Source organism: Sphingosinicella sp. (genome assembly GCF_013911755.1).
Taxonomy (GTDB): Bacteria; Pseudomonadota; Alphaproteobacteria; order Sphingomonadales; family Sphingomonadaceae; genus Sphingosinicella.
Map to the genome: position 1 here is coordinate 174,229 of NZ_JACESP010000001.1, position 22,750 is coordinate 196,978.

Here is a 22,750-nt window from a genome sequence, read left to right on the forward strand (position 1 = left end):
AATCGCGTTGGTTTCGGTTCGCTCCAGGCGTGAGCACGGCGGAGCGCGCTTGGCCTTCGGCAAGGCGCCTGTGTATAGCGAGTGCGATGAACGCTTGCGAACCAAAAAACGCCTCCCCGCCGCCTGTTCGCCGCAGGCGCGGTCTCAGCCGTTCCGTCGTGCTGGTGGGGCTGATGGGCGCGGGGAAAACCACGATCGGGCGCCGCCTTGCGAAGCGCCTCGGCCTTGAATTCGTGGATGCCGACGAAGCGATCGAGGAGGCTGCCGGCCTTACGGTTTCAGAGATTTTCGCGCGCTACGGCGAGGCGCATTTTCGCGAAGGTGAGCGCCGCGTGATCGCGCGTCTCATTTCCGGTATGCCCAAGGTGGTCGCTACCGGCGGCGGCGCGTTCGTCGATCCTGAAACGCGTGCGCGTGTTCTCGAAAACGCCATCGCCGTCTGGCTCGATGCCGACATCGATACGCTCGTCGAGCGTGTTTCCAAGCGCGATCACCGCCCGCTGCTGAAGGACAAGGATGCCGGGCAGGTGCTTCGCGATCTCGCGGCGGTGCGCAATCCGCTTTATGCCGAGGCGCAGATTCGCATACCGAGCCAGCCGGCGCCGCATCATATCGCCGTCGAGGCCATCGTGGCGGAACTCCGCCGTTTGGGAGAATCCGCGTGAAGGACGTCGTTCGGGTCGAGCTTGGCGCGCGCGCCTACGATATCGTCATCGCGCCAGGCATCCTCGCCGATGCGGGGCGCGAGATCGCGCTTCCCAAAAGCGGCCGGCCGCAGCTCGTCGTCACCGATGAAACCGTCGCGGCCGCGCATCTCGAAAAGCTGGCTTCTGCTCTGGATCGCCCGATCGATCCCGTGATCTTCCCGGCAGGCGAGGCTACCAAGAATTGGCGGTCGCTCGAAACGCTCGTCGAGCGCATCCTTGCCGCAGGCGTGGAACGGGGTGACGCGGTTATCGCCTTCGGCGGCGGCGTCATCGGCGACCTTACCGGCTTTGCCGCCGCCGTCGCGCGGCGCGGCTGCGAGTTCGTGCAGATCCCGACGACGCTGCTCGCGCAGGTCGATTCGTCGGTCGGCGGCAAGACGGCGATCAACGCGGCGGCGGGCAAGAACCTCGTCGGCGCCTTCCACCAGCCTTCGCGCGTGCTCGTCGATCCAGAGCTGCTCGACACGCTCGGCCCCCGCGAAATGCGCGCGGGCTATGCAGAGGTCGTCAAATACGGCCTCCTCGGCGACGCGGATTTCTTCGCGTGGTGCGAGGGCAGCGGCGCCGCGCTCCTCGCCGGAGACCGCGCCGCGCAGGTCCATGCCATCGCACACAGCTGCCGCATGAAGGCGGCAATCGTCGCGGAAGACGAGCGCGAGACGAGCGGCCGCCGTGCGCTCCTCAATCTCGGCCACACCTTCGGCCACGCCTTCGAAGCCGAAGCCGGCTTTTCCGATCGGCTTCTGCATGGCGAAGCGGTCGCGATGGGTATGGTCATGGCCTTCGCCTTCTCGGCAGCGCGCGGCCTCTGCAGCGCCGAAGACGCCGCCCGCGCGCAGGCCCACCTCGCCGCATCGGGATTACCGGTCAGCCCCGGCGGTTTCGGTTTCAAAGTGGACGCCCTCGTCCACCACATGCAGCAGGACAAGAAAGCCGCAGGCGGCACCACCCCCTTCGTCCTCGCCCGCGCAATCGGCGACGCCTATCTCGACAAGACCGTAGCGCTGGCAGACGTAGCGGCCTTCCTCGCGCCAAGACTGTAAATGCACCATCTTGGGGCTTCCGAAATAGGATTGCCCATGCAAGGCAGGGCCGCTGCTCTTTGAAGCGCGCGGCCTTCTGCGCGTATGGATATCCCCAACATCGAACGCGCAGAATGTCGGCGCGCAGAAACCCGCGCATGCCCGCGCGGAGCATGTCTCAACTTCATCAACTTCGTGGGAAATCCGGGCCTCAGCGGCACACCGGAGCGGCCACTCCAGCCGCTCCGGTCCTATTTTACAAGCCCGATCAGGCGATGCGGTTCGTGCCCGGCCGCACCACCGCGCTGTGCGTGGCCGCGATTGTCGTCGATCGTGCCCGGATCGTTTCAAGGAAATGCCAGTCGCACTGCGCCGCGTCGGGCGTCAGCGACAGCGTCATGTAGCCCCGGTGCTGCGTCTCGCACCATTTGAGTTCGGGGTTCGTGGCGATCAGCGCCGCCGCGACCTGCTTCGGATCGGCGCCGCGCATGTAGCTTTCCATGCCCGGCGAAGTGACGCCCTGCACGCCGAACTCGACGCCCGCCGGCTTGCCGCCGTTCGCAAGGTCGTAGGCCCAAGCGTTGTGACTGTCGCCAGCGAGGTTCACGAGGTTGGCACCCGCCGCCTGCGCGCTCGCTAGGTAGCGCGCCCGCGCCGCCGGATAGCCGCCCCACGAATCGAAGTTGAACGGCAAGCCCACCTTTCCGGCAAGCACGCCCGCCTGAAACCGCTGTTTCACATAGTCGGGCGGCGTGCCACCGAGCCACGAGGCGTCGGCATCCATGGGCGTCTTCGTCTCGCCCGCAAGGATCTGCTGCGCGACAACCTGCCAACGCGTGCCGCTTTTCACGGAAGCCGCGAGCGCATCGGCCAAAAACGCTTCCTGCGGCGCACCGAGCATCTGCCGCGCAGAGTCGGCCCACACCGTGTCGCGAAACGCGCCGAGCGCCTTCGCCGGATCATCGGCGAGCTTGAAGGCGTCGGCGAGTTCCAGTTGCCGGTCGCGGCCCTCGGCGCGCGTATCGAGCCGGATCAGCGTCGCGAGGTCGCCGATCTCATAGGCCTTGTAGGGCTCGTCCGACATCGGCAGCCAGTGCCGGTACGCCGCCTTCGCCGCCGCCTTGCGCGTCTCCCACGGGCCTTCGGTCTCGCTCTGATGGTTCTGCGCGCCGTCCTTCCACGTGTCATTCGTGAACTCGTGATCGTCCCAGATCGAAATCATCGGGAAGCGCTGGTGCAGCGCCTGCAGATCCTGATCCCGGCGATAGGTGGCGTAGCGCAGATGATAGTCGGCGGGCGTCACGATCTCATTGGCCGGCTCAAGGATACGCCCCGGCATCGCCTCGGCGGCACTCGGGTAGGTGCCGCGTCCATATTCGTAAATATAGTCGCCGAGGTGGACGAGAAGGTCGATGTCCTGCCGCTCTGCCGCGTGGGCGTAAGCGTTGAACAGGCCGAACGGCAGGTTGGAGCACGAAAAGACCGCAATGTTGAAGCGTCCCGTCCGCCCCGCCGGCAGCGTCCGTGTCCGGCCCGTGGGCGAGGTTTCGCCCAACGCCGTGCGGAAGCGGTAGTAGTACCAGCGACCCGGCTCCAGCCCCTCGGCACGGGCGCGGGCGCAGTGATCGGTGGAGGCGTCCGCAAGGGCTTCGGCGCGCGCCACGATCCGCGTGAAGCCCGAATCCTCGGCGACCTCGGCGGTCAGCGCTGCCGCATCCCCGGCGGGCACATAGCGCGTCCACAACAGCACGCCCGTCTGCGAAGGCTCGCCGCTTGCGACATTGTGCGTGAAGCCGCGGCTCAGTGTGGTCGCCCATGCGCGGCCGGGCATGGCGGCCGCAAGGCCGGCGACGCCCGCTCCGAAAAGATCGCGGCGGCGGAGGTGGATGCTCATGATGGCCCTTCCCGATGGTATTCGGCAGCCTGTTAGGCGCGGAATGTGACAGGCAGATCACGCGCTCCAAACCCCGAAACCTGCCAGCTTTGATTTGTGGCCCGGCTGGGGCACACTCGGTGAAAGGCTGAATCACCCCGGGAGATTATCATGGCCACCGCGATCCAGATGCCGTCGGTGCAGAGCAAGGTTTCCGATGAGGAATGGAGCGCCCGCGTCGATCTCGCGGCGGCATACCGCCTCGTCGCGCTCTATGGGTGGGACGACATCATCTTCACGCACCTCTCGGTGCGCGTGCCGGGACCGGAGCATCACTTCCTCATCAATCCATACAATCTGATGTTCGAGGAGATCACGGCGTCGAGCCTGGTGAAGATCGACGTACACGGCAACGCCGTCGGCGAGACGCCCTACGTCACGAATCCGGCGGGTTTCACGATCCACTCGGCGATCCACATGGCGCGCGAGGATGCGAAGGCTGTGGTCCACCTCCACACGCCTTACGGGCAAGCGGTTTCGGCGATGGAATTCGGTCTGTTGCCCCACACGCAGACCGCGATGATCGCGCAGCACGACGTTGCCTACCACGACTATGAAGGCATCGCGACCGACCTCGACGAACGCGAACGGCTGGTTGCCGACATCGGCACGAAGAACGCCATGATCCTGCGCAACCACGGCACGCTCACGGTGGGTGAGACGGTGGCGGACGCCTTCATGCGCATGTATTTCCTGGAGCGTGCCTGCGAAGCGCAGGTCCACATGCTCGCCGCCGGACGCGAGAACCTGAACACGCCGCCGCAGGGCACCCCCGAAAAGGTAAAGGACCAATCGACTGGGCAGGGGATGATGCTCCTCACCCGGATGCTGGCATGGCCTGCGCTCCTTCGGAAGCTGGACCGGATCGACCCCTCGTTCCGCAACTGACCGCGCGCCGTTGTACGCGGGCGCACCGCCCAATAAGGTGCTGCCGGCATGGACAATCTTACACACTCGCTCGCCGGATGGGCGCTCGGCGAAGCGGGCCTGAAGCGCAGGACGGGGCTCGGCGTCGCCACGCTCATCATCGCGGCCAACCTGCCTGATATCGACGTGATCGGCCTCGCATTCGGCGAAAATCTGGCATTCCGGCGTGGCATCACCCACGGGCCGCTCGCATGGGCAATCATGATCCCGGGCCTTGCCCTCGCCATGCAGGCATTCGACCGCTGGCAGGCCCGGCGTGGCACGCGGCCGGAAAGTCGCCCGCCTCTGCATCTGGGTTGGCTGCTCGTGCTTTCCGCCATCGGCGTGCTCTCGCACCCGGCGCTCGATTTCCTGAACGTCTACGGCATCCGCCTGCTGATGCCGCTGTCCGAGCGCTGGTTCTATGGCGACACGCTGTTCATCATCGACGTATGGGTCTGGCTTGCGCTCGGCCTCGGCGTGTTCCTTGCCCGCCGCCGAAAACGGGAAGGCCCGGCGCGCGCTGCGCTCGCCGTCGTGGCCGCCTACGTCGGTCTGATGGGCTACGGTAGCCACGTCGCGGAGGTGAAAACGGCCCAAGCGGTGAACGCTGCGGGCTACGGCAAGCCCCGACAGGTCGTGGCGAACACGCCGCCGATCAACCCGTTCCGCCGCCAGATGATCTACGACGTGGGAGGCCGCTACGGTTACGGGGAGACGAGCCTGCTCCCGCCGCGCCTGTCGCTGGCGGCACCGTTCGCGACGCACATGGACGACCCGGCGATCCCGGCCGCGGCTGCGCAAAGCAAGGAGATTGCCGATTTCCTCTACTGGTCGCGCTTGCCGTTCGCCGAGGTCAAGCGCGACGCAGGCACAGCCCGCGTCGTGCTCAACGATGCCCGGTTTTTGGATCGTCGCGGCCCATCGCTGTTCCGCGTGGAGGCGATCGTGCCGGAGCGCTCCCAATGAACGACCTTCCCCCCATCGTGCTCGGCCCCGTGGTGCTTTGGGCGGACCTCGCGGGTATTTTCGTCTCCGCGCTCGGCGGTGCGCTGCTCGCCGTGCGGCACAAGCTCGATGTGTTCGGCGTGTTCGTGCTGGCGATTGTCACAGGGCTTGCGGGCGGCATGGCGCGCGACGTTCTGATCGGCGCAACGCCGGTCGCGGCGCTTGCGAATCCCCTCTATCTGCCTTCCGCGCTTGCCGCTGGTGCCGTCGTTTTCTTCGGGCACCGGTTGATCGAACGCGCGAGCCAGCCGGTGATGCTGTTCGATGCGATGGCGCTCGGTTTCTTCGCCGTCGCCGGCGCGCGCAAGGCGCTCACCTACGGCATCGACCCGCTGCCCGCCGTGCTGCTCGGCGTGCTGACGGCGGTCGGCGGCGGCGCGCTCCGCGATGTGCTCCTTGCCGAGGTGCCGCGCGTGCTCAAGGTCGGAGAACTCTACGCGCTTGCGGCGATGTTCGGCGCGGCGATCGTCGTTGCGGGAGACGCGCTCGGCCTCCCGTCGACGCTTGTGGGTATCGCCGGGGCTCTCGGGACCTTCGCGCTGCGCATGGTAAGCGTCCGCTTCGGCCTCACGGCCCCGCGCGCACCAGGCAGCGACTGATGCTCACGCGCCGTTAACCGTTTCTCCTTAGGCCTTTGAACAGGCAGGGAGTTGCGTATGCTTAAGGTGGGGGCTTTCGTTCAACTCGCGTGTGTTGCTGCGGCGCCGCTCGTGCTCTGGCTTTCCGCGCCGACCGCGTACATTCGGGGCGTCGATCTCGAAGGCCGCGATGCGATACGTTTCGCGGCGCCCCTCGCTTCCCGCGGTGCCCAAGTCGTGCAGATCAGTCCTGATGGGAAAACGGTCGTTGCCCGGGGCAGGCCAGGCGTTATGGCGTTTACGCTGTTGCGTGCCGGGGCTTTGCCGCTTCCCCTCGCCGGGCCGGGCGGAGCGTGCGCATCGAGCGCCGGAGCCCAGACATGAGCGATGCGGCCCTTGTTCCCATCCGCCGCGCCGGCGCGCGTCTCCTCGTCGGTGCGTTTGCCGCAAATTGCGTGGTGCTCGGCGCGGTCGGGTTGACCGCTGGCAAGTCGGGGGCGTTTCCAGTCGTCGCCATTGCCGTCGCGCTTACGCTGATCCCAACGGTCTGGGTTTTCCGGTCTGAGACCGTCGATGCGGCGCAGCGCATCGCCCTCGCGCTCACTGCGGTCTGCTTCCCGGGCCTGTTCCTCTATCTGATGAGCGGACACCTGTGGCAGATGGACATGCACATGTACTTCTTTGCCATGCTGGCCGGGCTGACGGTGCTGTGCGATCGTCGCGCACTGATCGCGGCGGCCGGACTCATCGCCGTTCATCACCTTGCCTTCAGCATTCTCGCGCCCGACTGGGTGTTCGCAGGGGGCGGGGATATTCCGCGTGTCATGTTGCACGCCGTCATCGTAGTGCTGCAAACGGGTATGTTGTTGTGGGTCGTCGGTCAGCTCTCAGCCCTCATCACCGGCAAAGCGGAAGAGGTGCAGCGTAGCCTTGCACTGCAGGTGGAAGCGGATGTGGCGAGGGGCGAGGCCGAAGCCAGTCTGAAAGCGCTGAAGATCGCACAGGCGGAGGCGGAACATCACCGCGCTGCGGAAGAAAGTATGCGCCGCGCTGCCGAGGCGGCAGACCGCAGGCGCCTTGTCGCCGATGCGCTGGAGGCACGGCTCGGCGCGATCGTTTCCGATCTCAACAGCATGGGCGTGCAACTCGCGAGCAGCAAAGAAGAGCTGGTGCGTCTTCTCTCGGGCGCTGCGCTTCGGTCCGAGCAGCTTCGCAAATCCCACCGGCGCGCCGAACAGGAAGTGCGGGCCGTGGCTGCTGACACGGGCGCGCTGGTTTCTTCGATCCATGCGGTCGGCACGAATTCCGGTGAGGTCCGTGATACGGCACGGGCAGCGGCCAGCGCGACGCGGCAGTTGGAACCGGAAATCAATTCGCTCGGCGGTACCGTCGACGCCGCGAGCCAGATCCTTGGCATTATTTCGCAGGTTGCGGCGCAGAGCCATATGCTGTCGTTCAACGCTGCGATCGAGGCGGCACGCCAGTCCGGGGATGGCTCTGGGTTCCTTGTCGTTGCCAGCGAGATGAAGCTGCTGTCCTCCCAAACCGCAGAGGCGACGCGCCAGATCGAGCGCCATCTCACGGACATCCGTGCTGCGACAGCGAGCGTTTCGAGTGCGATCTCGGATGCGACCGGAAAGGTGCTATCGATCGATGTTTCGACCGCGGGCATCGTGGAAGCGGTCAGCGATCAGATCAGGGCAACGACCGAGATCGCGTCTGCCGCCGATGAGATGGCCGCGCAGATTGATGCGGCATCCGGCGACGTCGAGGCGCTCGACAGGGTTCTCAGCGAGGTCGCTAAAGCGATGCAGCAGGCCGATCAGATAGCGACCAGTGTATCGGCACGATCGGTGGAACTCGATCAGACCGTGCGCAGCGTCCTTGCCGAACTTCGCGCGGCCTAGTCGGCGACCTTCACCACGGCCTTGCCGAAGTTCTTGCCCTCAAGAAGCCCGATGAAGGCCTCGGGCGCATTCTTCAGCCCTTCGGTCACGTCCTCCCGGTAGACGAAGAGTTTTTCGCCTTGCCAGCGTGTCATGTCGGCAGCGAACTTCGGCATGGTCTCGGCCCAGTAGTCGCTGACGATGAAGCCTTCGAGGTGCAGGCGCTTCACCAATACGGCGCGCATCAGTTCGGCCATCAGGATGCTACCGGAGAGTTCCTCGCGGCTCGTCGCATTGTAGGCTGCGATAAGGCCGCAGACGGGGACGCGTGCGAAGTCGTTGAGGCGCGGGAGGACAGCTTCCCAGACCTTGCCGCCGACGTTCTCGAAATAGATGTCGATACCTTTGGGGGCGGCTTCCTTGAGTGCAGCGCCGAGGTTTGCGTCGTGGTGGTCGAGGCAGGCGTCGAAGCCGAGCTCGTTCACGACGAAATCGCACTTCTCCTTGCCGCCGGCGATGCCGATTGTGCGACAACCGAGGCGCTGCGCGATCTGTCCGACGATCGATCCGACTGCGCCCGATGCGGCAGCGACGCAGACGGTTTCGCCCGCTTTCGGCTGACCGATCCGCATTAGGCCCGTGTATGCGGTGAGACCGGGCATACCGAGCATCCCGAGGTGATAGGAGAGCGGGAAGGGGCCTTTGGGGAGCGCGCGCAGTTCAGCGGCGGGCAGAACCCAGTGCGATTGCCAGCCCGAACGCCCGGCGACGATGTCGCCCGGCTTGAAGCGGCTGTCGCGAGATTCGATGATCTCGCCGACCGTCTCGCCTTCCATCACGCCGCCCACCGGTACAGGCGAAGCGTAAGATGCTCCCTCCGACATGCGGCCGCGCATGTAGGGATCGAGCGACATCCACAGCGTGCGGGCGAGCACCTGTCCCTCGCCCGGTGCGGGAAGCTCGGTTTCAACCCATTTGAAGTTGTCCGCCGTGGGCGCGCCCTGCGGACGGCTGGCAAGTGTCCATTGCTGCGAGATGGTCATGGCGCGTCTCCCGATTCGAATCGGGAGACGCTAGCGCGTTTTAGCGCGCCGCGCCGCTATTCAACGCATCAGGCGCGAAGCGCGTGCCAGATGAGCAGTGCCCAGCCGGCGATCATCAGCACGCCGCCGATAGGTGTCACTGCGCCGAGCCAGCGCGGCAGGCCGAGTGCCATCAGATAAAGCGTGCCCGAAAAGACAAGCGCGCCGAACGTCATGCTCCATGCCGCCGCAGGCGCGCGCGTCATCACGGCAAGTGCGGTCGCGGCATGGGCGAGGCCATAGACGGCGCCGGTCGCGACCCAGGCCTTTGCCTGCGGGTCCGTCATCGCGTGCGCGCCGAACGCACCGACGATCACCGCGAGGAGACCGTTCAGCGCCGCCAGCGCGCCGAGCATCAGTTCGCGGCCCGCATGAGTTCACGTGCGATTACGACTCGCATGATCTCGTTGGTGCCCTCGAGGATCTGGTGGACGCGAAGGTCGCGATACAGCTTCTCGATCGGATAGTCCTGCAGATAGCCATAGCCGCCGAACATCTGCAGCGCGCGGTCGACGACCGACATGCCAGTGTCGGTTGCGAAACGCTTCGCCATCGCCGAGAACTTGGTCTTATCGGGCGCCTGCGCCGTCACCTTGGCGGCGGCAGCGTAGAGCAGGATGCGCGCGGCCTGAAGTTCCGTCTCCATGTCGGCGAGGCGGAACTGCGTGTTCTGGAAATCGGCGATGGCCTTGCCGAACTGGCTGCGCTGCCGTGTGTAGGCGAGCGCTTCGTCGATCGCACGCTGTGCGCCGCCCAGGCTGCACGCGCCGATGTTGAGGCGGCCGCCGTCGAGGCCGGCCATGGCGATCTTGAAGCCGTCGCCCTCGCCGCCGACGAGGTTTTCGACCGGAACGCGCACGCCGTCGAAGTTGACCTGCGCGGTCGGCTGTGCGCGCCAGCCCATCTTCTTCTCGTTGGCGCCGAAGCTGACGCCCGGCATGTCCTTCTCGATGACGAGGCAGGAGATCCCCTTGGGGCCTTCACTGCCGGTGCGGACCATCGTGACGTAGACCTCGTTCTGTCCCGCGCCCGAGATGAACGCCTTCGAGCCGGTAACGACATAATGGTCGCCGTCGCGTACGGCCTTGGTCTTGAGTGCCGCGGCGTCCGACCCCGAACCCGGCTCGGTGAGGCAGTAACTCGCGATCCGGTCCATCGTGACGAGGCTGGGCAGGTACTTCGACTTCACCGTCTCGGAACCGAAGCTGTCGATCATCCACGAGGCCATGTTGTGGATCGAGATGAACGCGGAGACGGCTGGGCAGCCGTAGGCCATCGCTTCCATGATGAGCGCCGACTCCAGACGCCCGAGGCCGATGCCCCCGGACTCTTCGGATACGTAAATCGCGGCGAAGCCGAGTTCGGCGGCGGATTTGATCGTGTCGCGCGGGAAGACGTGGTCCTCATCCCACTTTGCGGCGAAGGGGGTGATGGCGTCGGCGGTGAAGCGCTGCGCCATTTCCTGGATTGCGCGCTGATCCTCGGTGAGGTCGAACTGGGTCATAGGCTGGTCCCTATAATGGCCTCCGCCTCGATTTCCACCTTCCATTCGGGACGCAGCAGCGCCGCGACCACGACCATCGTCGAGGCAGGACGGATATCGCTGAAAACCGCGCCGTGTGCGCGGCCGACAGCATCGGCGTCGGCGGCATCGGTGAGGTACATGCGCGTGCGCACGACGTCGGTCGCACTGCCGCCGAGTTGCTCGATCGCGGCAACGATGACCGCAAGACAGCGCGCGGTCTGCGCTTCTGCGCCGCCGGGCGTGGAGGTGCCGTCGGGCTCGACGGGGGCGGTACCCGAAACCAGGATGCGGTCTCCCACGCGGACGGCGCGTGAGAAGCCGATCGTAGCCTCGAAGGGTGAGCCTGAGCTGGCTTTGGTTCGTGTGGTCATGGTTCCTCGCTTACGCCTTCCGCGGCGGGGGGTGTTGAATGCTGCGCTTGTTAGCCGTCCCGTGTCGCCTTGTGGAGGGGGGATGGGCGAGCAAGCAAGACCCCACGAACTGTGCATATTCAAAGCCCTCCCCCTAGGAAGAGGGGTTTGAACGGATCACCCCATTGTGGGGATGACAAAGGCGTTACTGCCGTCTGGCGAGCCGTCGGGCCAGCGCTGGGTGATGGTCTTCACCTTGGTCCAGAACTTCACGCCCTCCATGCCGTGCTGGTTGGTGTCGCCGAATGCCGAGCGCTTCCAGCCGCCGAACGTGTGGTAGGCGACCGGCACCGGGATCGGCACGTTGATGCCCACCATGCCAACGTTGACGCGCGCGGCGAATTCGCGGGCGGCGTGACCGTTGCGCGTGAAGATGGCGACGCCGTTGCCATACTGATGCTGCGTCGGAAGCGTCAGCGCGTCCTCGAAGCTGTCGGCGCGCACCATCTGGAGCACAGGGCCGAAGATTTCCTCCTGATAGGTCCGCATATTCGTCTTCACGCGGTCGAACAGGCTCGGCCCGACGAAGAATCCGTCCTCGTGGCCCTGCAGGCTGAAGCCGCGGCCGTCGACGACAAGCTCGGCGCCCTCATCCACGCCCATCTGGATGTAGTTCTCGATCTTCGCCTTGTGCGCGGCCGTGACGACGGGGCCGTAGTGCGCCTCGGCGTCGGTGGAGATGCCAACGCGCAGCGCCGCAATTGCAGGGAGCAGCTTTTCGCGGAGGTTCGCAGCGGTCTTGTCGCCGACCGGCACGACGACCGGAAGCGCCATGCAGCGCTCGCCCGCGGAGCCGAAGGCGGCGCCGGCGAGATCGTTGACCACTTGGTCGAGATCGGCGTCGGGCATCACGATGCCGTGGTTCTTCGCGCCACCCATCGCCTGCACGCGCTTACCGGCGGCGGCGCCGCGCTGGTAGACGTAGTGCGCGATGTCCGACGAGCCGACGAAGCTCACGGCGTGGATATCGCCATGGTCGAGGATGGCATCCACCGCGCTCTTGTCGCCGTGGACGACGTTGAGCACGCCCGCCGGAAGCCCTGCTTCCATCATCAGCTTTGCAAGCTCGATCGGCACCGAAGGGTCGCGTTCTGAAGGCTTCAGGATGAAGGCGTTGCCCACCGCGATGGCGACGCCGAACATCCACATCGGGATCATCGCTGGGAAGTTGAACGGCGTGATACCCGCAACGACGCCGAGCGGCTGGCGCATCGAATAGACGTCGATGCCGGGGCCGGCGCCCTGTGTGTATTCGCCCTTCAGCGCGTGCGGGATGCCACAGGCGAATTCGATGACTTCGAGCCCGCGCTGGATGTCGCCCTTCGAATCGGCGATCACCTTGCCGTGCTCCGACGACAGCAGCTCAGCGAGCCTGTCCATATCGCGCTCGATGAGGCGCTTGAACTCGAACATCACACGCGCGCGGCGCTGCGGATTGGTCGCGGCCCAGCCGATTTGCGCAGCCTTCGCCACCTCGACCGCGCGGGCGATCTCGGCATCAGTTGCGAACTGGACGCGCGCCTGCACCTTGCCGGTATTGGGGTTGAACACGTCGCCGAAGCGGCCGCTCGTGCTGCGGACGGTTTCGCCGCCGATGAAAAGGTCGATCTCGCGCAAGGTGCCGGACATGCTCGTTCCCCAAGGATAGGCCGAAAGTGGCGTTGGCGCGCTTATCGGCTTTCGCATTTCGGCAGGCAATTCCCCAGATTCGCATTACGCTGCTGCGATTTTGCAGTATGGAAACCCGGTGAATTGGGATGACCTGCGCATTTTCCTGTGCGTCGCACGCACGCAGCGGCTGAATGCGGCGGCGCGCGAACTGGGCGTCGATGCGACCACGATCGGTCGGCGACTGGCGCGGCTGGAGCGGGACGTGGATGCCACGCTCTTTGAGCAGGGGCCTGCGGGCTATGTGCTGACCGAGCGCGGCCGCGCGCTTGTGGAGCATGCGGAGGCGGCGGAGCAGGCGGCGCTGCGCTTCGGCGGTGATGTCTCCGGCGAGGCCGGGCCGGGCGGTACGGTGCGGGTCAGCGTCGTCGAAGGTTTCGGCACATGGATCGTCGCCCGCGCGCTTCCCGATTTCCACCGCCGCCACCCGCGCATCGTTATCGATCTCGTCGCGGGCAGCGGCGTGCTTAGCCCGTCGCGGCGCGAGGCGGATATCGCCATCATGCTCGCGCGCCCGCAGCACGGGCCTCTCGTCGCACGCAGGCTCACGGATTACCGGCTCGGCCTTTATGCGAGCCCCGCCTATCTGGACAGCGCGGGGATGCCCGGCGCGCGCGCCCATCTCCTCGATCACAGCATCGTCGGCTACGTGCCCGATCACATTTTCACGCCCGAACTCGATTATCTCGGCGAGGTGCTGCCGGGCCTTGAACCGGCGATCCGCAGCACCAGCATCAATGCGCAGTGGGAAATGATCGCTGGCGGCGGCGGCATCGGCGTGTTGCCGCGCTTCATGGCTGCCGAAGATGCGCGTCTCGTGCCCGTGCTCGCGGACGACGTTTCCATTCTGCGCAGCTTCTGGCTGGTGATGCACCGCGACATGCGCCGCTTCGCGCGCATTGCGGCCTTTTCACAGTGGATCGACGAGGCCGTGGCGCAGCGGCGGGACGTGTTGCTGTAGTCTACGCGCTGCGTTCCGGCACCATGTCATCGTCGTCGATAGCCTGCGGGATTTCGCCGAGACCTTCGTTCGCGGGCAGCGGATAGGTGCCGTAAGTCAGGTCGAGCCCCGCACGAAGATCGCCGCTCGCGACCTGAAGGGCGAGACGTTCGCTGTCGCGCTGGCGATATTCTGCTTCGATCTCGTCGATGGACTTGTCATCGACGTCGGCGGCTTTCAACGCCGCGCGGCCCATCACCACAGCGCTCTCATGCACCTCGCGCACCACCGCGTCGCAGTCGGCGTTGACAAGCTGGATGACGTGGCGCCGGTCGAACGCGCGGATCAGTATCTTCAGATTGGGGAATGCGCGGCGCACGGCGCCGAGCATCTCGTTCGTCATCTGGTGGCCGTCATTGCAATAGATGAGCAGGCGCGCTTCCTCCGCACCCGCGATTCGCAGCACATCGAGACGGGTGCCGTCGCCGTAGTAGACCTTCTGGCCGAAACGGCCGGAAAGCTCGATCTGCCCTGGCTTGCGGTCGATGAGCGTCACGGGGATGCCGCGCGCGGCGAGAAGCTGGTTCACGGTCTGGCCGAAACGGCCGTAGCCCACGATGATCGCCGGCGCGTTCTCGGCCTTTTCGGGGCCGTCGACATCGTGGCCGTCATCCTCGCGCTCGATGAGCCTGTCGACCCCGGCGATGAGAAGTGGTGTCAGCGCCATTGAGACGGTGACGGCGGCGGCGAACAGGCTGGAGGCTTCAGAGGCGAGCAGCATACCGCTTTCGGCCGCTGTCAGCACGACGAAGGCGAACTCGCCGCCCTGCGCGAGATGAACGCCCGTGAGCGCTGCATCCCGCCAGTTCGAACCGAACAGGCGGGCGAGGACGGCGATCACGGTGAATTTTACTCCGAGCAGGATGAGGACATACAGCAGGATGCGGGCCGGCTCCTGGAGAATGATCGACAGGTCGAGCATCATGCCGACGGCCATGAAGAACAGGCCCAGCAGGAGGCCCCGGAACGGGTCGATATCCGCCTCCACCTCGTGCCGGTAAGGGCTGTCCGCGAGCATCACGCCCGCGATGAACGCGCCGAGCGCCATCGAAAGGCCGAAGCTCGCCATCAGGAAGGCCGAGCCCACGACCATCAGCAGCGCACCGATCACGAACACCTCACGCGTTCCCGTCTGTGCGATCAGGCGGAACAGCGGGCTCACGAGGAAGCGCCCGGCGAGCACGAGTGCGCCAATCGCGACGAGCGACTTCCACACGATCTCCCAGCCCTCGGGCGTATCGGGCGTCGGCGTGCGGGAGAGAGCGGTGGTGACGATCAGCAGCGGGACGATCGCGAGATCCTGCATCAGGTGGATCGAGATGATGCGCGTGCCGAGCGGCGTGTTGATCTTGCCCTGATCGCGCAGGATCTGCACGTCGAGCGCGGTGGAGGAGAGGGCGAGGGCAAGCCCGATGACGAGCGCCGCCTGCCAGGTGAACTCGGTGGTGACGAGTAGTGCGCCGGTGATCGCGAACCCGCACAGCAGCACCTGCGCGCTGCCCAGCCCGAAGATATCATAGCGCAGATCCCACAGGCGTTTGGGACGCAGTTCGAGCCCGATCACGAACAGCAGCAACACGACGCCGAACTCGGCGAAGGTAAGCGTCGCTTCAGGATCCGTGACGAGGCCGAGCAGATGCGGCCCGATGATCATGCCCGCGACGAGATAGCCGACCACCGCGCCGAGCTTCAGCCTGTGAAACAACGGCACCACCGCGACCGCCGCCGCGAGATACACGACACCGTCGCGAAGTAGGGTCGAATCGCCGCCGACCGCCATCAGCGCGCGGTCCGATTTGCGATGCGCGGGGCAGGCCGGTAGATACGAAGGGAGCAAAACGGAGGCATCGTCACCGGTCATGAAAATCGAGGAAGATAGCCCACAGGTACGCTTCCCGCCGCCGCTCGTCTACGCCGGGATGCTGCTTCTGGGGCTCGGAATCGGGCGCCTGCTCGACGATCCGCCGATCGGGCTCGACATCAAGGTCGCGAGTTTTGCCGGCATGATTCTGGCCATCGCGGGGCTCGGCCTCATCTTCGCGGCGCTGCTGCGCTTCCGGCGGGCGGGCACGAATCCGGAGCCGTGGCGGCAGACGACGGCGTTCGTGGCGAGCGGCGTCTATCGCTGGACGCGCAATCCCATGTACCTGGGCATGGCGCTGATCTTCGCGGGGCTGGCGCTCATCTTCGACAGCCTTGCAACGCTGCTGCTGCTTCCCTTCGTGGTGATCCTGATCGACCGGCAGGTGATCGCGCGCGAGGAGCGCTATCTCGAAGCGAAATTCGGGGACGACTACCGCGCGTACAAGGACAAGGTCAGGCGCTGGCTGTAACCGCCGCGTCTTCCGCCGCGCTCGCGGCTGCATCGAAGGCGAGCAGGATCGAGGGGTGGCGCGCCTTGTAGGCCTGCGCCGGGCGGAAGATTTCGAGGTCCGGCCAGCCTTCCGGCGCGCCGCCTTCTCCCTTCAGGAATGCGGCGAGCGCGACGTGCGCGGCACGGAGTTCCGTGGCCGATCTGCCGAGCACGCCAGCGCCGAGGATCGAAGCCGAGGCCTGCCCGAGCGCACACGCGCGTACCTCCTGCCCGAATACGGCCACACGGCCTTCGGCGTCGAGACCCACGTCGGCGGTGACACGGCTGCCGCAGATCGGCGAGACCTTGCGGCTCGTGCCCTGCGGCGCGGCAAGGCGCATCTGGTGCGGGATCGTCGCGGCGAGGCGCAGGATCGCGGTGTTGTAGAGCGGTTCGGACATCGCGGCCGATATAGGGTGGACGGGCGCCGCTAGCCAGCCTCACCGTCTTCGGCGCGGCCGTGGACGAAGCGGTCGACATAGTCGTTGCCGCTGTTTTCGAGGTCGGCGACCTTGCCTTCCCAGTGGATGCGGCCGTCCTTCAGCATGGCGACGCGGTCGGCGATGCGGCGCGCGCTCGCCATGTCGTGCGTGATGGTGACGGCAGTGACGCCGAGATCGGTGACGAGGCTGCGGATCAGCCGGTTGATCGTATCCGCGCGGATCGGATCTAGGCCCGTGGTGGGCTCGTCGAAGAAAATGATCTCCGGTTCCGCCGCGATGGCGCGGGCGAGCGCGACGCGCTTCTGCATCCCGCCCGAAAGCTCGGAAGGCTTCAGGTCCGCGACCGGCGCATCGAGACCGACCTTCGCAAGCAGATCGACCGCCTTCGCGTGCATCGCCTTCGCGTTTGTGGCGCGGCCGCGCGTTAGCGCAAAGGTGATGTTGCGCCACACAGGGAGCGAATCGAACAGTGCGCCGCCTTGGAACAACATGCCGATGCGGTTCCGAAGCTCCGTGCGCTCGGCGCGCGAGGCACCGGCGAGGTCGACGCCGTCCAGCCGGATCGTGCCGCCGTCGATCGGCAGGATACCGAGCACGCACTTCAGCATCACCGATTTGCCGGTGCCGGACCCGCCGATGACCACGAGCGATTCGCCCGGTTCTACCTTCAGGTCTATGTGATCGAGAACCACCTTCGGCCCGAACGTCTTGCGGACCCCGACAAGCTCGATGCTGCCGCCGCGCATCTCCGCGCTCATGTGCCGAACACCAGCACGGTGATGATGAGGTTCGCGAGCAGGATCAGCACGAACGCGCTGACGACGGCGTTCGTCGTCGAGCGCCCGACGCCCGCCGCGCCGCCCATGCTGCGGAAGCCGTGGTAGCAGCCCATCATCGCGATGATGAAGCCGAACACCGCCGCCTTCACGAGGCTCGACGAGACGTCGTCCCACTCGAGGTACTGGCGCGTCGTGGCGAGGTAGGAGGTGACGTTGAAGCCGAGCCGCTGCGTGCCGATGAGGAAGCCGCCCATCACCCCGAGCGCGTTCGAAACGAGCACGAGCAGCGGCAGCACGAGCACGGCAGCGACGAGACGCGGCGCGATCAGATACTGGAACGGGTCCGTCCGCAGCGTCGTCAGTGCATCGATCTGTTCGGTGACGCGCATCGTGCCGAGTTCCGCCGCCATCGCGGAGGACACGCGGCCCGCCACCATCAGCCCGCCGAGCACGGGGCCGAGCTCGCGCACGATCGCGATGACGGTGACGGCGGGCACGGTGCTTTCCGCATTGAAGCGGCTACCGCCGACGAAAATCTGCTGCGCGAGTGCCGCGCCGGTGAACACGGCGGTGAGGCCGACGACCGGCAGCGAGAACCAGCCGATGATCAGCATCTGCTCCAGGAGCCGGCCGAAATAATAGGGCGGACGCACGGCGGCGCCGAGCGCACGCAGCGTGAACAGCGCGACGCGGCCGATGCTGGCAAGCGCGGCGAGCGTGGCGCGGCCCGGATGGGCGAAGAAAGCGACGAGTGCGTTCATGCGTAGACGCGCTCATAGCGGGCGCCGAGCCCAGTCAGCAACTCATACTCGGAAATTCCGGACTGGGCGGCGGCTTCGGCAAGGTTGTAGGCAATGTCCACCCAGTCGCCCGGCGCCACGGCCGGGGTGTCAGTAATGTCGATGATGATCATGTCCATCGACACACGCCCCACGACAGGCGCGCGCTTGCCGCCAATGAGGGCCGCACCGGTGTTTGAAAAGCCCCGCAGATAGCCATCCGCATAGCCGATGTTGAGCACCGCGAGGCGGCTGTCGCGCGCCGCCGTCCACGTCGCGCCGTAGCCTGCTGAGTCGCCGGCGGGCACGTCGCGGCACTGGATCACGCGCGCGGAGGGAAACACGACCTGGTGCAGGCCCGCGCTGCCGCCATAAAGCCCGATGCCGGGGCGCACGTGGCCGAAGGCATAATCGTGCCCGAGGAAGATGCCCGCGGTGTTCGCCAGCGCGCCGCGGATGCCGAGTGCCACGACCACCGCTTCAAAGCGATCGCGCTGCAGCCCGTTCAGCGGATGCTCCGGCAGGTCCGCGCAGGCGAGGTGAGAGTGAACGGTGTCCACATCCATCCCCGCAAACATCTCGGTGCAGAAGCCGCGCCAGTCGAGGCCGAGACGGTTCATGCCGGTGTCCACCATGATGTCGCAGCGCCGGCCTTGGCCGTGGGCGCGCCACAGGGCCACTTGCTCGGGGCTGACGAGTACGGGGTCCGCGTCGATGGAAAGCGCGGCCGGAAGATCGCCGGCATCGACGCCGTGAAGCACCTTCACGCGTAGGTCCGGCGGGTGACCTGCGAGCGCTCCGGCCTCCTGCCAGTTCGACACGTAAGCCGTCCGGCAGCCTTCGGCGTAAAGGCGGTCCATCACGGCCTTTGCTCCGAGGCCGTAGCCGTTCGCCTTTACCGCAGCGCCGGCATCCACGCCGGAAAGAGCGCGGAGCTGCCGCCAGTTGGCTGCAAGTGCGTCGAGGTCGATGCGGAGGCGGAGAGGAGACGGCGGGTTCATGTGTGAGGACGGATAGCCGTGCAGCCCCTGATGCGCAAATGCCTGTTGGGGGTGGCGAGTATCCCCTCTTCCCGGCCGGGAGAGGGAGTTGTGTTTCGTGCGGGTGATCGATATGTTCTTTTTATGTTCTTGATCTCGGGTGGTGAATGGCGCGGCTGAAAACCCAATTTGTCTGTCAGGCGTGCGGCGCGGTGAGCCCGCGCTGGGCGGGGCAGTGCGGTGAGTGCAAGGAGTGGAACAGCATCGTCGAGGATGCGGGCGCGGTGGTGACGCCCTTCTCGGCGAAGCAGTCGCTGTCGCGTGGCGGTGCAGCGTTTCGCCTGCAGTCGCTGGATGAAGATACGCCGCTGCCGCCCCGGCTGCCCACCGGGATCGCCGAGCTTGACCGCACGCTCGGTGGCGGCGTGGTTCCGGGCAGCGCGATCCTCATCGGCGGCGATCCAGGCATCGGAAAATCGACGCTGCTGCTGCAGGTCGCGGGCAAGATGGCGCTGGCCGGCAAGCGAATCGTCTATCTGTCCGGCGAGGAGGCGGCCGATCAGGTGCGGCTGCGCGCGCAGCGCCTTGGGCTCGGCAAGGCGGATGTGGCGCTCGCCAGCGTGACCTCGGTGCGCGACATCCTGACGACGCTTGCCGAAAACCCGGTGCCCGACCTGCTGGTGATCGATTCGATCCAGACCATGCATTCGGACATGCTGGAGGGCGCGCCCGGCACGGTGAGCCAGGTGCGGGCCGCCGCGCAGGAGCTGATCCGCTATGCGAAGTCCGAAGGGGCCGCGGTGGTTCTTGTCGGGCACGTGACCAAGGACGGGCAGATCGCCGGGCCGCGCGTGCTCGAACACATGGTCGATACCGTACTCTATTTCGAAGGCGAGCGCTCGCACCAGTACCGCATCCTGCGCGCCGTGAAGAACCGCTTCGGCGGCACGGACGAGATCGGCGTGTTCGCGATGGGAACGCTCGGCCTCGAAGAGGTTTCGAACCCCTCGTCGCTGTTCCTCACGCAGCGCGAGGCGCCGGTGCCGGGATCGGTGGTGTTCCCCGCGATCGAGGGCACGCGGCCGGTGATGGTGGAGGTGCAGGCGCTCGTCGTGCGTCTGCCTTCGGGCGCGACGCCGCGCCGCGCGGTTGTCGGCTGGGATTCGGGGCGGCTCGCGATGATCCTTGCGGTGCTGGAGGCGCGCTGCGGGCTCAACTTCTCGACCTGCGAGGTTTATCTCAACATCGCGGGCGGCCTGCGCATCTCGGACCCTGCGGCGGACCTCGCGGTCGCCGCCGCCCTTGCCTCGGCGATGGCGGAGCGACCGATCCGGCTCGATACGGTGGCGCTCGGCGAAATCGCGCTTTCGGGCGAGGTTCGCGCCGCGCCGCACCTCGGACTCCGCCTCAAGGAAGCGCAGAAGCTCGGCTTCGAGCGCGCCTTCCTGCCGGGCGGCGCGACCGCGAAGGGAGACGGCGTGCCCAATGGTATGAAAGCCACAGGCTTCAAACATTTGTCGGGGCTTGTTGACCACCTCTGCGGCTCGGATTAGGGCCGCGAAATATGGACATGACCGGGTTCGACATCGTCGTTCTGCTCATCGTGGGCGCGCTTGCCGTGCTCGGCGCGATCCGGGGGTTCGTTACCGAGATTCTCACCCTGCTCGCATGGGTCGCGGCGGTCGTCGCGCTCAAGCTCTTCTACCCGGCGGGCAAGCTCATTGCGGCGGGCATGGTCGGCAGCGAGGTCGCGGCGGCGGCGATCGCCTTCGTCGTCATCTTCTTTGGCACCTTCTTCCTGTTCCGCCTTGTCGGGCGGTTGCTCGGCGACCGGACCAAGCGTTCGGTGATCGGGCCGATCGACCGCGTGCTCGGGCTCGGCTTCGGGGCGGTGAAGGGGCTCATCGTCGTCAGCCTCGTGTTCCTCGTGGTGACGCGCGGTCACGCGCTCATCTGGGGCGGGAACGAAAAGCTGCCGGAATGGCTGATCGCCGCGAAGACGGAGCCGTTGCTTGACATCACCAGCCGCGCGATCATCGACTATGCCGAAGACCGGCAGGAAGGGCTCGGCCTTGGTGACGACAGGCCGCGCGCGTCTCCCGAAGACCAGCACTACAGCGATACGAGCAGCGGCGAGGGCTACACCCACGAAGAGCGCGACGCGCTCGACGACCTGCTGGACGATTCGAGCGGCACCGAGATTTAGCCGGAGTTTCCTTCGCTGCGGATTCGCGCTAGGGGCGCGATCATGACCGAAATCCGCCTCTACAACACGCTGACGCGCCAGAAGGACGTCCTCACGCCCGCCGACAAGAACCGGGTGACGATGTATGTGTGCGGCCCCACGGTCTATAACCGCGCGCACATCGGCAACGCCCGGCCCGCCGTGGTGTTCGACGTGCTGTTCCGGCTGCTCCGCCACACCTATGGCGACAACGCCGTGCACTACGCGCGGAACTTCACCGACATCGACGACAAGATCATGGCTGCGGCCGAGGCCGAAGGCGTGCCGATCGAGACGATCACCAAGCGCTACGAGGATTTCTACCGCGCCGACATGGGCGCGCTCGGCGTGCTGCGCCCGACGTATGAACCGCGCGCGACGGAGCATGTGCAGCAGATGGTCGCGATGATCGAAGCGCTCATCGAGAAGGGCGCGGCCTATGCCGCCGATGGCCATGCGCTGTTCGACATCACGAAGGATGCCGCCTACGGCACGCTGTCTCGCCGCCCGATGGACGAGATGATCGCGGGCGCGCGTGTGGAAGTGGCGCCGTACAAAAAGAGCCCGGGCGATTTCGTGCTTTGGAAGCCGAGCGCGGCGGGCCAGCCGGGCTGGGACTCTCCGTGGGGACGCGGGCGCCCCGGCTGGCACATCGAATGCTCGGCGATGATCGAAGCGCACCTCGACACCACGATCGACATCCACGGCGGCGGCCTCGACCTCCAGTTCCCACACCATGAAAACGAATGCGCGCAAAGCCGCTGCGCCCACGACGGCGCGCCGCTCGCGAAAGTCTGGATGCACAACGGCTTCCTCTCCATGGACAAGGAGAAGATGTCGAAGTCGCTCGGCAACGTGGTGACGGTGGGCGAACTGCTGGAGCAGGGACACAAGGGCGAGACACTGCGCCTTGCGCTGCTTATGGCGCACTACCGCCAGCCGCTCGATTGGAACGAGCGGCTGTTGGAAGAAGCCCGGAACAAGCTCAATTACTTCTATGGACTCTTGCGCGACGCGAAGCCTGTCGCGGAGCGTTTCGACTCCGCAGTAAATGCAGATCGCAACGGTGATCGTGAATTGCACTTGGGCTTTGAGTTGGCGTTGCTTGACGATCTGAACACACCCCAGGCCATCGGCTGTTTGCATGAAATGGCTGGTTTCTTAGCGAACTCGCTTTCGGCGAATGACTCCGTAACGCCAGATCGGGCTATCCGTGAGGGTGGCATATATATCAATCGGCAAAATCTGCTTCGCGCCGCCAATATTCTTGGCCTTCTAGAGCAAGACCCGGATGAATGGTTCACTGGCGGCGCGGATGCTCGTGTCGAAGAACAAATCGCCGCCCGCACAGCCGCCAAAGCCGCGAAGAACTGGACAGAGGCTGACCGTATCCGCGATCAGTTGAAAGCGGAGGGCATCCTTCTTGAGGACAAGCCGGACGGGACGACGGTCTGGCGACGCGCGTAG

The 22,750-nt window shown here is 66.1% G+C and carries 22 protein-coding genes; 11 read left to right on the top strand and 11 right to left on the bottom strand.

What is annotated here, in order from left to right; all coding sequences use genetic code 11:
* Positions 1–86 precede the first annotated feature (86 nt).
* Together H2052_RS00955 and aroB are read left to right on the top strand one after the other, a co-directional pair.
* Positions 87–665 (top strand): shikimate kinase, encoded by a 579-nt coding sequence (locus tag H2052_RS00955; RefSeq protein ID WP_293776829.1) that lies wholly within the window; start codon positions 87–89, stop codon positions 663–665.
* A complete protein-coding gene (gene aroB, locus H2052_RS00960) occupies positions 662–1,750 on the top strand; it encodes a 3-dehydroquinate synthase (protein ID WP_293776833.1) in 1,089 nt (362 codons plus the stop codon). The genes H2052_RS00955 and aroB overlap by 4 nt, the downstream gene beginning before the upstream one ends.
* 247 nt (positions 1,751–1,997) lie before the next feature.
* Here the strand turns inward: aroB and H2052_RS00965 are convergent, their stop codons facing one another.
* Positions 1,998–3,623 carry an alkaline phosphatase D family protein gene (locus H2052_RS00965; RefSeq protein ID WP_293776836.1) on the bottom strand — a complete coding sequence of 542 codons (1,626 nt, stop codon included), beginning with the start codon at positions 3,621–3,623 and terminating at the stop codon, positions 1,998–2,000.
* A 150-nt stretch (positions 3,624–3,773) separates the two neighbouring features.
* On the opposite strand from H2052_RS00965, the gene H2052_RS00970 reads away from it, so the two are divergent.
* From H2052_RS00970 to H2052_RS00985, 4 genes are all read left to right on the top strand, one after another.
* A complete protein-coding gene (locus H2052_RS00970) occupies positions 3,774–4,550 on the top strand; it encodes a class II aldolase/adducin family protein (RefSeq protein WP_293776837.1) in 777 nt (258 codons plus the stop codon).
* A 48-nt stretch (positions 4,551–4,598) separates the two neighbouring features.
* Positions 4,599–5,537: a metal-dependent hydrolase gene (locus tag H2052_RS00975; RefSeq protein WP_293776840.1), complete on the top strand. Its 939-nt coding sequence runs from the start codon at positions 4,599–4,601 to the stop codon at positions 5,535–5,537.
* The gene (locus H2052_RS00980) at positions 5,534–6,175 is read left to right on the top strand and encodes a trimeric intracellular cation channel family protein (protein WP_293776843.1); all 642 of its coding nucleotides are present in this window, start codon (positions 5,534–5,536) and stop codon (positions 6,173–6,175) included. The genes H2052_RS00975 and H2052_RS00980 overlap by 4 nt, the downstream gene beginning before the upstream one ends.
* Positions 6,176–6,534: 359 nt before the next feature.
* Positions 6,535–8,061: a methyl-accepting chemotaxis protein gene (locus H2052_RS00985; RefSeq protein WP_293776845.1), complete on the top strand. Its 1,527-nt coding sequence runs from the start codon at positions 6,535–6,537 to the stop codon at positions 8,059–8,061.
* On the opposite strand, the gene H2052_RS00990 is transcribed toward H2052_RS00985, so the two are convergent.
* From H2052_RS00990 to H2052_RS01010, 5 genes are all read right to left on the bottom strand, one after another.
* On the bottom strand, positions 8,058–9,083 hold the full coding sequence (locus H2052_RS00990; protein WP_293776848.1) for an NADP-dependent oxidoreductase: 1,026 nt from the start codon (positions 9,081–9,083) through the stop codon (positions 8,058–8,060). The genes H2052_RS00985 and H2052_RS00990 overlap by 4 nt on opposite strands.
* Before the next feature lie 68 nt (positions 9,084–9,151).
* Positions 9,152–9,478: a DUF423 domain-containing protein gene (locus H2052_RS00995; protein WP_293776850.1), complete on the bottom strand. Its 327-nt coding sequence runs from the start codon at positions 9,476–9,478 to the stop codon at positions 9,152–9,154.
* A complete protein-coding gene (locus H2052_RS01000; protein ID WP_293776853.1) occupies positions 9,478–10,626 on the bottom strand; it encodes an acyl-CoA dehydrogenase family protein in 1,149 nt (382 codons plus the stop codon). Before H2052_RS01000 ends, H2052_RS00995 begins: the two co-directional genes overlap by 1 nt.
* Positions 10,623–11,018: a RidA family protein gene (locus tag H2052_RS01005; RefSeq protein ID WP_293776855.1), complete on the bottom strand. Its 396-nt coding sequence runs from the start codon at positions 11,016–11,018 to the stop codon at positions 10,623–10,625. Before H2052_RS01005 ends, H2052_RS01000 begins: the two co-directional genes overlap by 4 nt.
* 156 nt (positions 11,019–11,174) lie before the next feature.
* Positions 11,175–12,686 carry a CoA-acylating methylmalonate-semialdehyde dehydrogenase gene (locus tag H2052_RS01010; RefSeq protein ID WP_293776857.1) on the bottom strand — a complete coding sequence of 504 codons (1,512 nt, stop codon included), beginning with the start codon at positions 12,684–12,686 and terminating at the stop codon, positions 11,175–11,177.
* Positions 12,687–12,804: 118 nt separating this feature from the next.
* Here H2052_RS01010 and H2052_RS01015 point away from each other — a divergent pair, with 118 nt between their 5' ends.
* Complete coding sequence (locus tag H2052_RS01015; RefSeq protein WP_293776859.1) at positions 12,805–13,686, top strand: LysR family transcriptional regulator; 882 nt, start codon at positions 12,805–12,807, stop codon at positions 13,684–13,686.
* A 1-nt stretch (position 13,687) separates the two neighbouring features.
* Here H2052_RS01015 and H2052_RS01020 read toward each other — a convergent pair whose 3' ends face one another.
* Entirely contained in the window at positions 13,688–15,586 is a 1,899-nt protein-coding gene (locus H2052_RS01020) for a monovalent cation:proton antiporter-2 (CPA2) family protein (RefSeq protein WP_293776861.1), read from the bottom strand.
* On the opposite strand from H2052_RS01020, the gene H2052_RS01025 reads away from it, so the two are divergent.
* Positions 15,585–16,058, top strand: coding sequence for an isoprenylcysteine carboxylmethyltransferase family protein (locus H2052_RS01025; RefSeq protein WP_293776863.1), 474 nt, complete (start codon positions 15,585–15,587; stop codon positions 16,056–16,058). The two genes, H2052_RS01020 and H2052_RS01025, sit on opposite strands and share 2 nt — an antisense overlap.
* Here the strand turns inward: H2052_RS01025 and H2052_RS01030 are convergent.
* From H2052_RS01030 to alr, 4 genes are read right to left on the bottom strand one after another with little or no spacing between them, the layout of a single operon-like run.
* Complete coding sequence (locus tag H2052_RS01030; RefSeq protein WP_293776865.1) at positions 16,042–16,479, bottom strand: iron-sulfur cluster assembly scaffold protein; 438 nt, start codon at positions 16,477–16,479, stop codon at positions 16,042–16,044. The two genes, H2052_RS01025 and H2052_RS01030, sit on opposite strands and share 17 nt — an antisense overlap.
* Positions 16,480–16,508: 29 nt before the next feature.
* Positions 16,509–17,279 carry an ATP-binding cassette domain-containing protein gene (locus H2052_RS01035; protein ID WP_293776867.1) on the bottom strand — a complete coding sequence of 257 codons (771 nt, stop codon included), beginning with the start codon at positions 17,277–17,279 and terminating at the stop codon, positions 16,509–16,511.
* Positions 17,276–18,061: an ABC transporter permease gene (locus H2052_RS01040; RefSeq protein WP_293776869.1), complete on the bottom strand. Its 786-nt coding sequence runs from the start codon at positions 18,059–18,061 to the stop codon at positions 17,276–17,278. Before H2052_RS01040 ends, H2052_RS01035 begins: the two co-directional genes overlap by 4 nt.
* On the bottom strand, positions 18,058–19,080 hold the full coding sequence (alr, locus tag H2052_RS01045) for an alanine racemase (protein WP_293776871.1): 1,023 nt from the start codon (positions 19,078–19,080) through the stop codon (positions 18,058–18,060). Before alr ends, H2052_RS01040 begins: the two co-directional genes overlap by 4 nt.
* 146 nt (positions 19,081–19,226) lie before the next feature.
* On the opposite strand from alr, the gene radA reads away from it, so the two are divergent.
* The 3 genes from radA to cysS are packed head-to-tail and all read left to right on the top strand — an operon-like array spanning position 19,227 to position 22,750.
* Positions 19,227–20,612, top strand: a complete 1,386-nt coding sequence (radA, locus tag H2052_RS01050) for a DNA repair protein RadA (protein ID WP_293776873.1) — start codon at positions 19,227–19,229, stop codon at positions 20,610–20,612.
* 17 nt (positions 20,613–20,629) lie between these two features.
* The gene (locus H2052_RS01055) at positions 20,630–21,265 is read left to right on the top strand and encodes a CvpA family protein (protein WP_293776875.1); all 636 of its coding nucleotides are present in this window, start codon (positions 20,630–20,632) and stop codon (positions 21,263–21,265) included.
* 42 nt (positions 21,266–21,307) lie between these two features.
* Positions 21,308–22,750 (top strand): cysteine--tRNA ligase, encoded by a 1,443-nt coding sequence (cysS, locus tag H2052_RS01060; RefSeq protein WP_293776877.1) that lies wholly within the window; start codon positions 21,308–21,310, stop codon positions 22,748–22,750.

Coding starts and splice junctions, on each gene's coding strand:
- H2052_RS00955 (WP_293776829.1), top strand. CDS start 87: ATGAACGCTTGCGAACCAAAAAACGCCTCCCCGCCGCCTGTTCGCCGC.
- H2052_RS00965 (WP_293776836.1), bottom strand. CDS start 3,623: ATGAGCATCCACCTCCGCCGCCGCGATCTTTTCGGAGCGGGCGTCGCC.
- H2052_RS00970 (WP_293776837.1), top strand. CDS start 3,774: ATGGCCACCGCGATCCAGATGCCGTCGGTGCAGAGCAAGGTTTCCGAT.
- H2052_RS00975 (WP_293776840.1), top strand. CDS start 4,599: ATGGACAATCTTACACACTCGCTCGCCGGATGGGCGCTCGGCGAAGCG.
- H2052_RS00980 (WP_293776843.1), top strand. CDS start 5,534: ATGAACGACCTTCCCCCCATCGTGCTCGGCCCCGTGGTGCTTTGGGCG.
- H2052_RS00985 (WP_293776845.1), top strand. CDS start 6,535: ATGAGCGATGCGGCCCTTGTTCCCATCCGCCGCGCCGGCGCGCGTCTC.
- H2052_RS00990 (WP_293776848.1), bottom strand. CDS start 9,083: ATGACCATCTCGCAGCAATGGACACTTGCCAGCCGTCCGCAGGGCGCG.
- H2052_RS00995 (WP_293776850.1), bottom strand. CDS start 9,478: ATGCTCGGCGCGCTGGCGGCGCTGAACGGTCTCCTCGCGGTGATCGTC.
- H2052_RS01000 (WP_293776853.1), bottom strand. CDS start 10,626: ATGACCCAGTTCGACCTCACCGAGGATCAGCGCGCAATCCAGGAAATG.
- H2052_RS01005 (WP_293776855.1), bottom strand. CDS start 11,018: ATGACCACACGAACCAAAGCCAGCTCAGGCTCACCCTTCGAGGCTACG.
- H2052_RS01010 (WP_293776857.1), bottom strand. CDS start 12,686: ATGTCCGGCACCTTGCGCGAGATCGACCTTTTCATCGGCGGCGAAACC.
- H2052_RS01025 (WP_293776863.1), top strand. CDS start 15,585: ATGAAAATCGAGGAAGATAGCCCACAGGTACGCTTCCCGCCGCCGCTC.
- H2052_RS01020 (WP_293776861.1), bottom strand. CDS start 15,586: ATGACCGGTGACGATGCCTCCGTTTTGCTCCCTTCGTATCTACCGGCC.
- H2052_RS01030 (WP_293776865.1), bottom strand. CDS start 16,479: ATGTCCGAACCGCTCTACAACACCGCGATCCTGCGCCTCGCCGCGACG.
- H2052_RS01035 (WP_293776867.1), bottom strand. CDS start 17,279: ATGAGCGCGGAGATGCGCGGCGGCAGCATCGAGCTTGTCGGGGTCCGC.
- H2052_RS01040 (WP_293776869.1), bottom strand. CDS start 18,061: ATGAACGCACTCGTCGCTTTCTTCGCCCATCCGGGCCGCGCCACGCTC.
- alr (WP_293776871.1), bottom strand. CDS start 19,080: ATGAACCCGCCGTCTCCTCTCCGCCTCCGCATCGACCTCGACGCACTT.
- radA (WP_293776873.1), top strand. CDS start 19,227: ATGGCGCGGCTGAAAACCCAATTTGTCTGTCAGGCGTGCGGCGCGGTG.
- H2052_RS01055 (WP_293776875.1), top strand. CDS start 20,630: ATGACCGGGTTCGACATCGTCGTTCTGCTCATCGTGGGCGCGCTTGCC.
- cysS (WP_293776877.1), top strand. CDS start 21,308: ATGACCGAAATCCGCCTCTACAACACGCTGACGCGCCAGAAGGACGTC.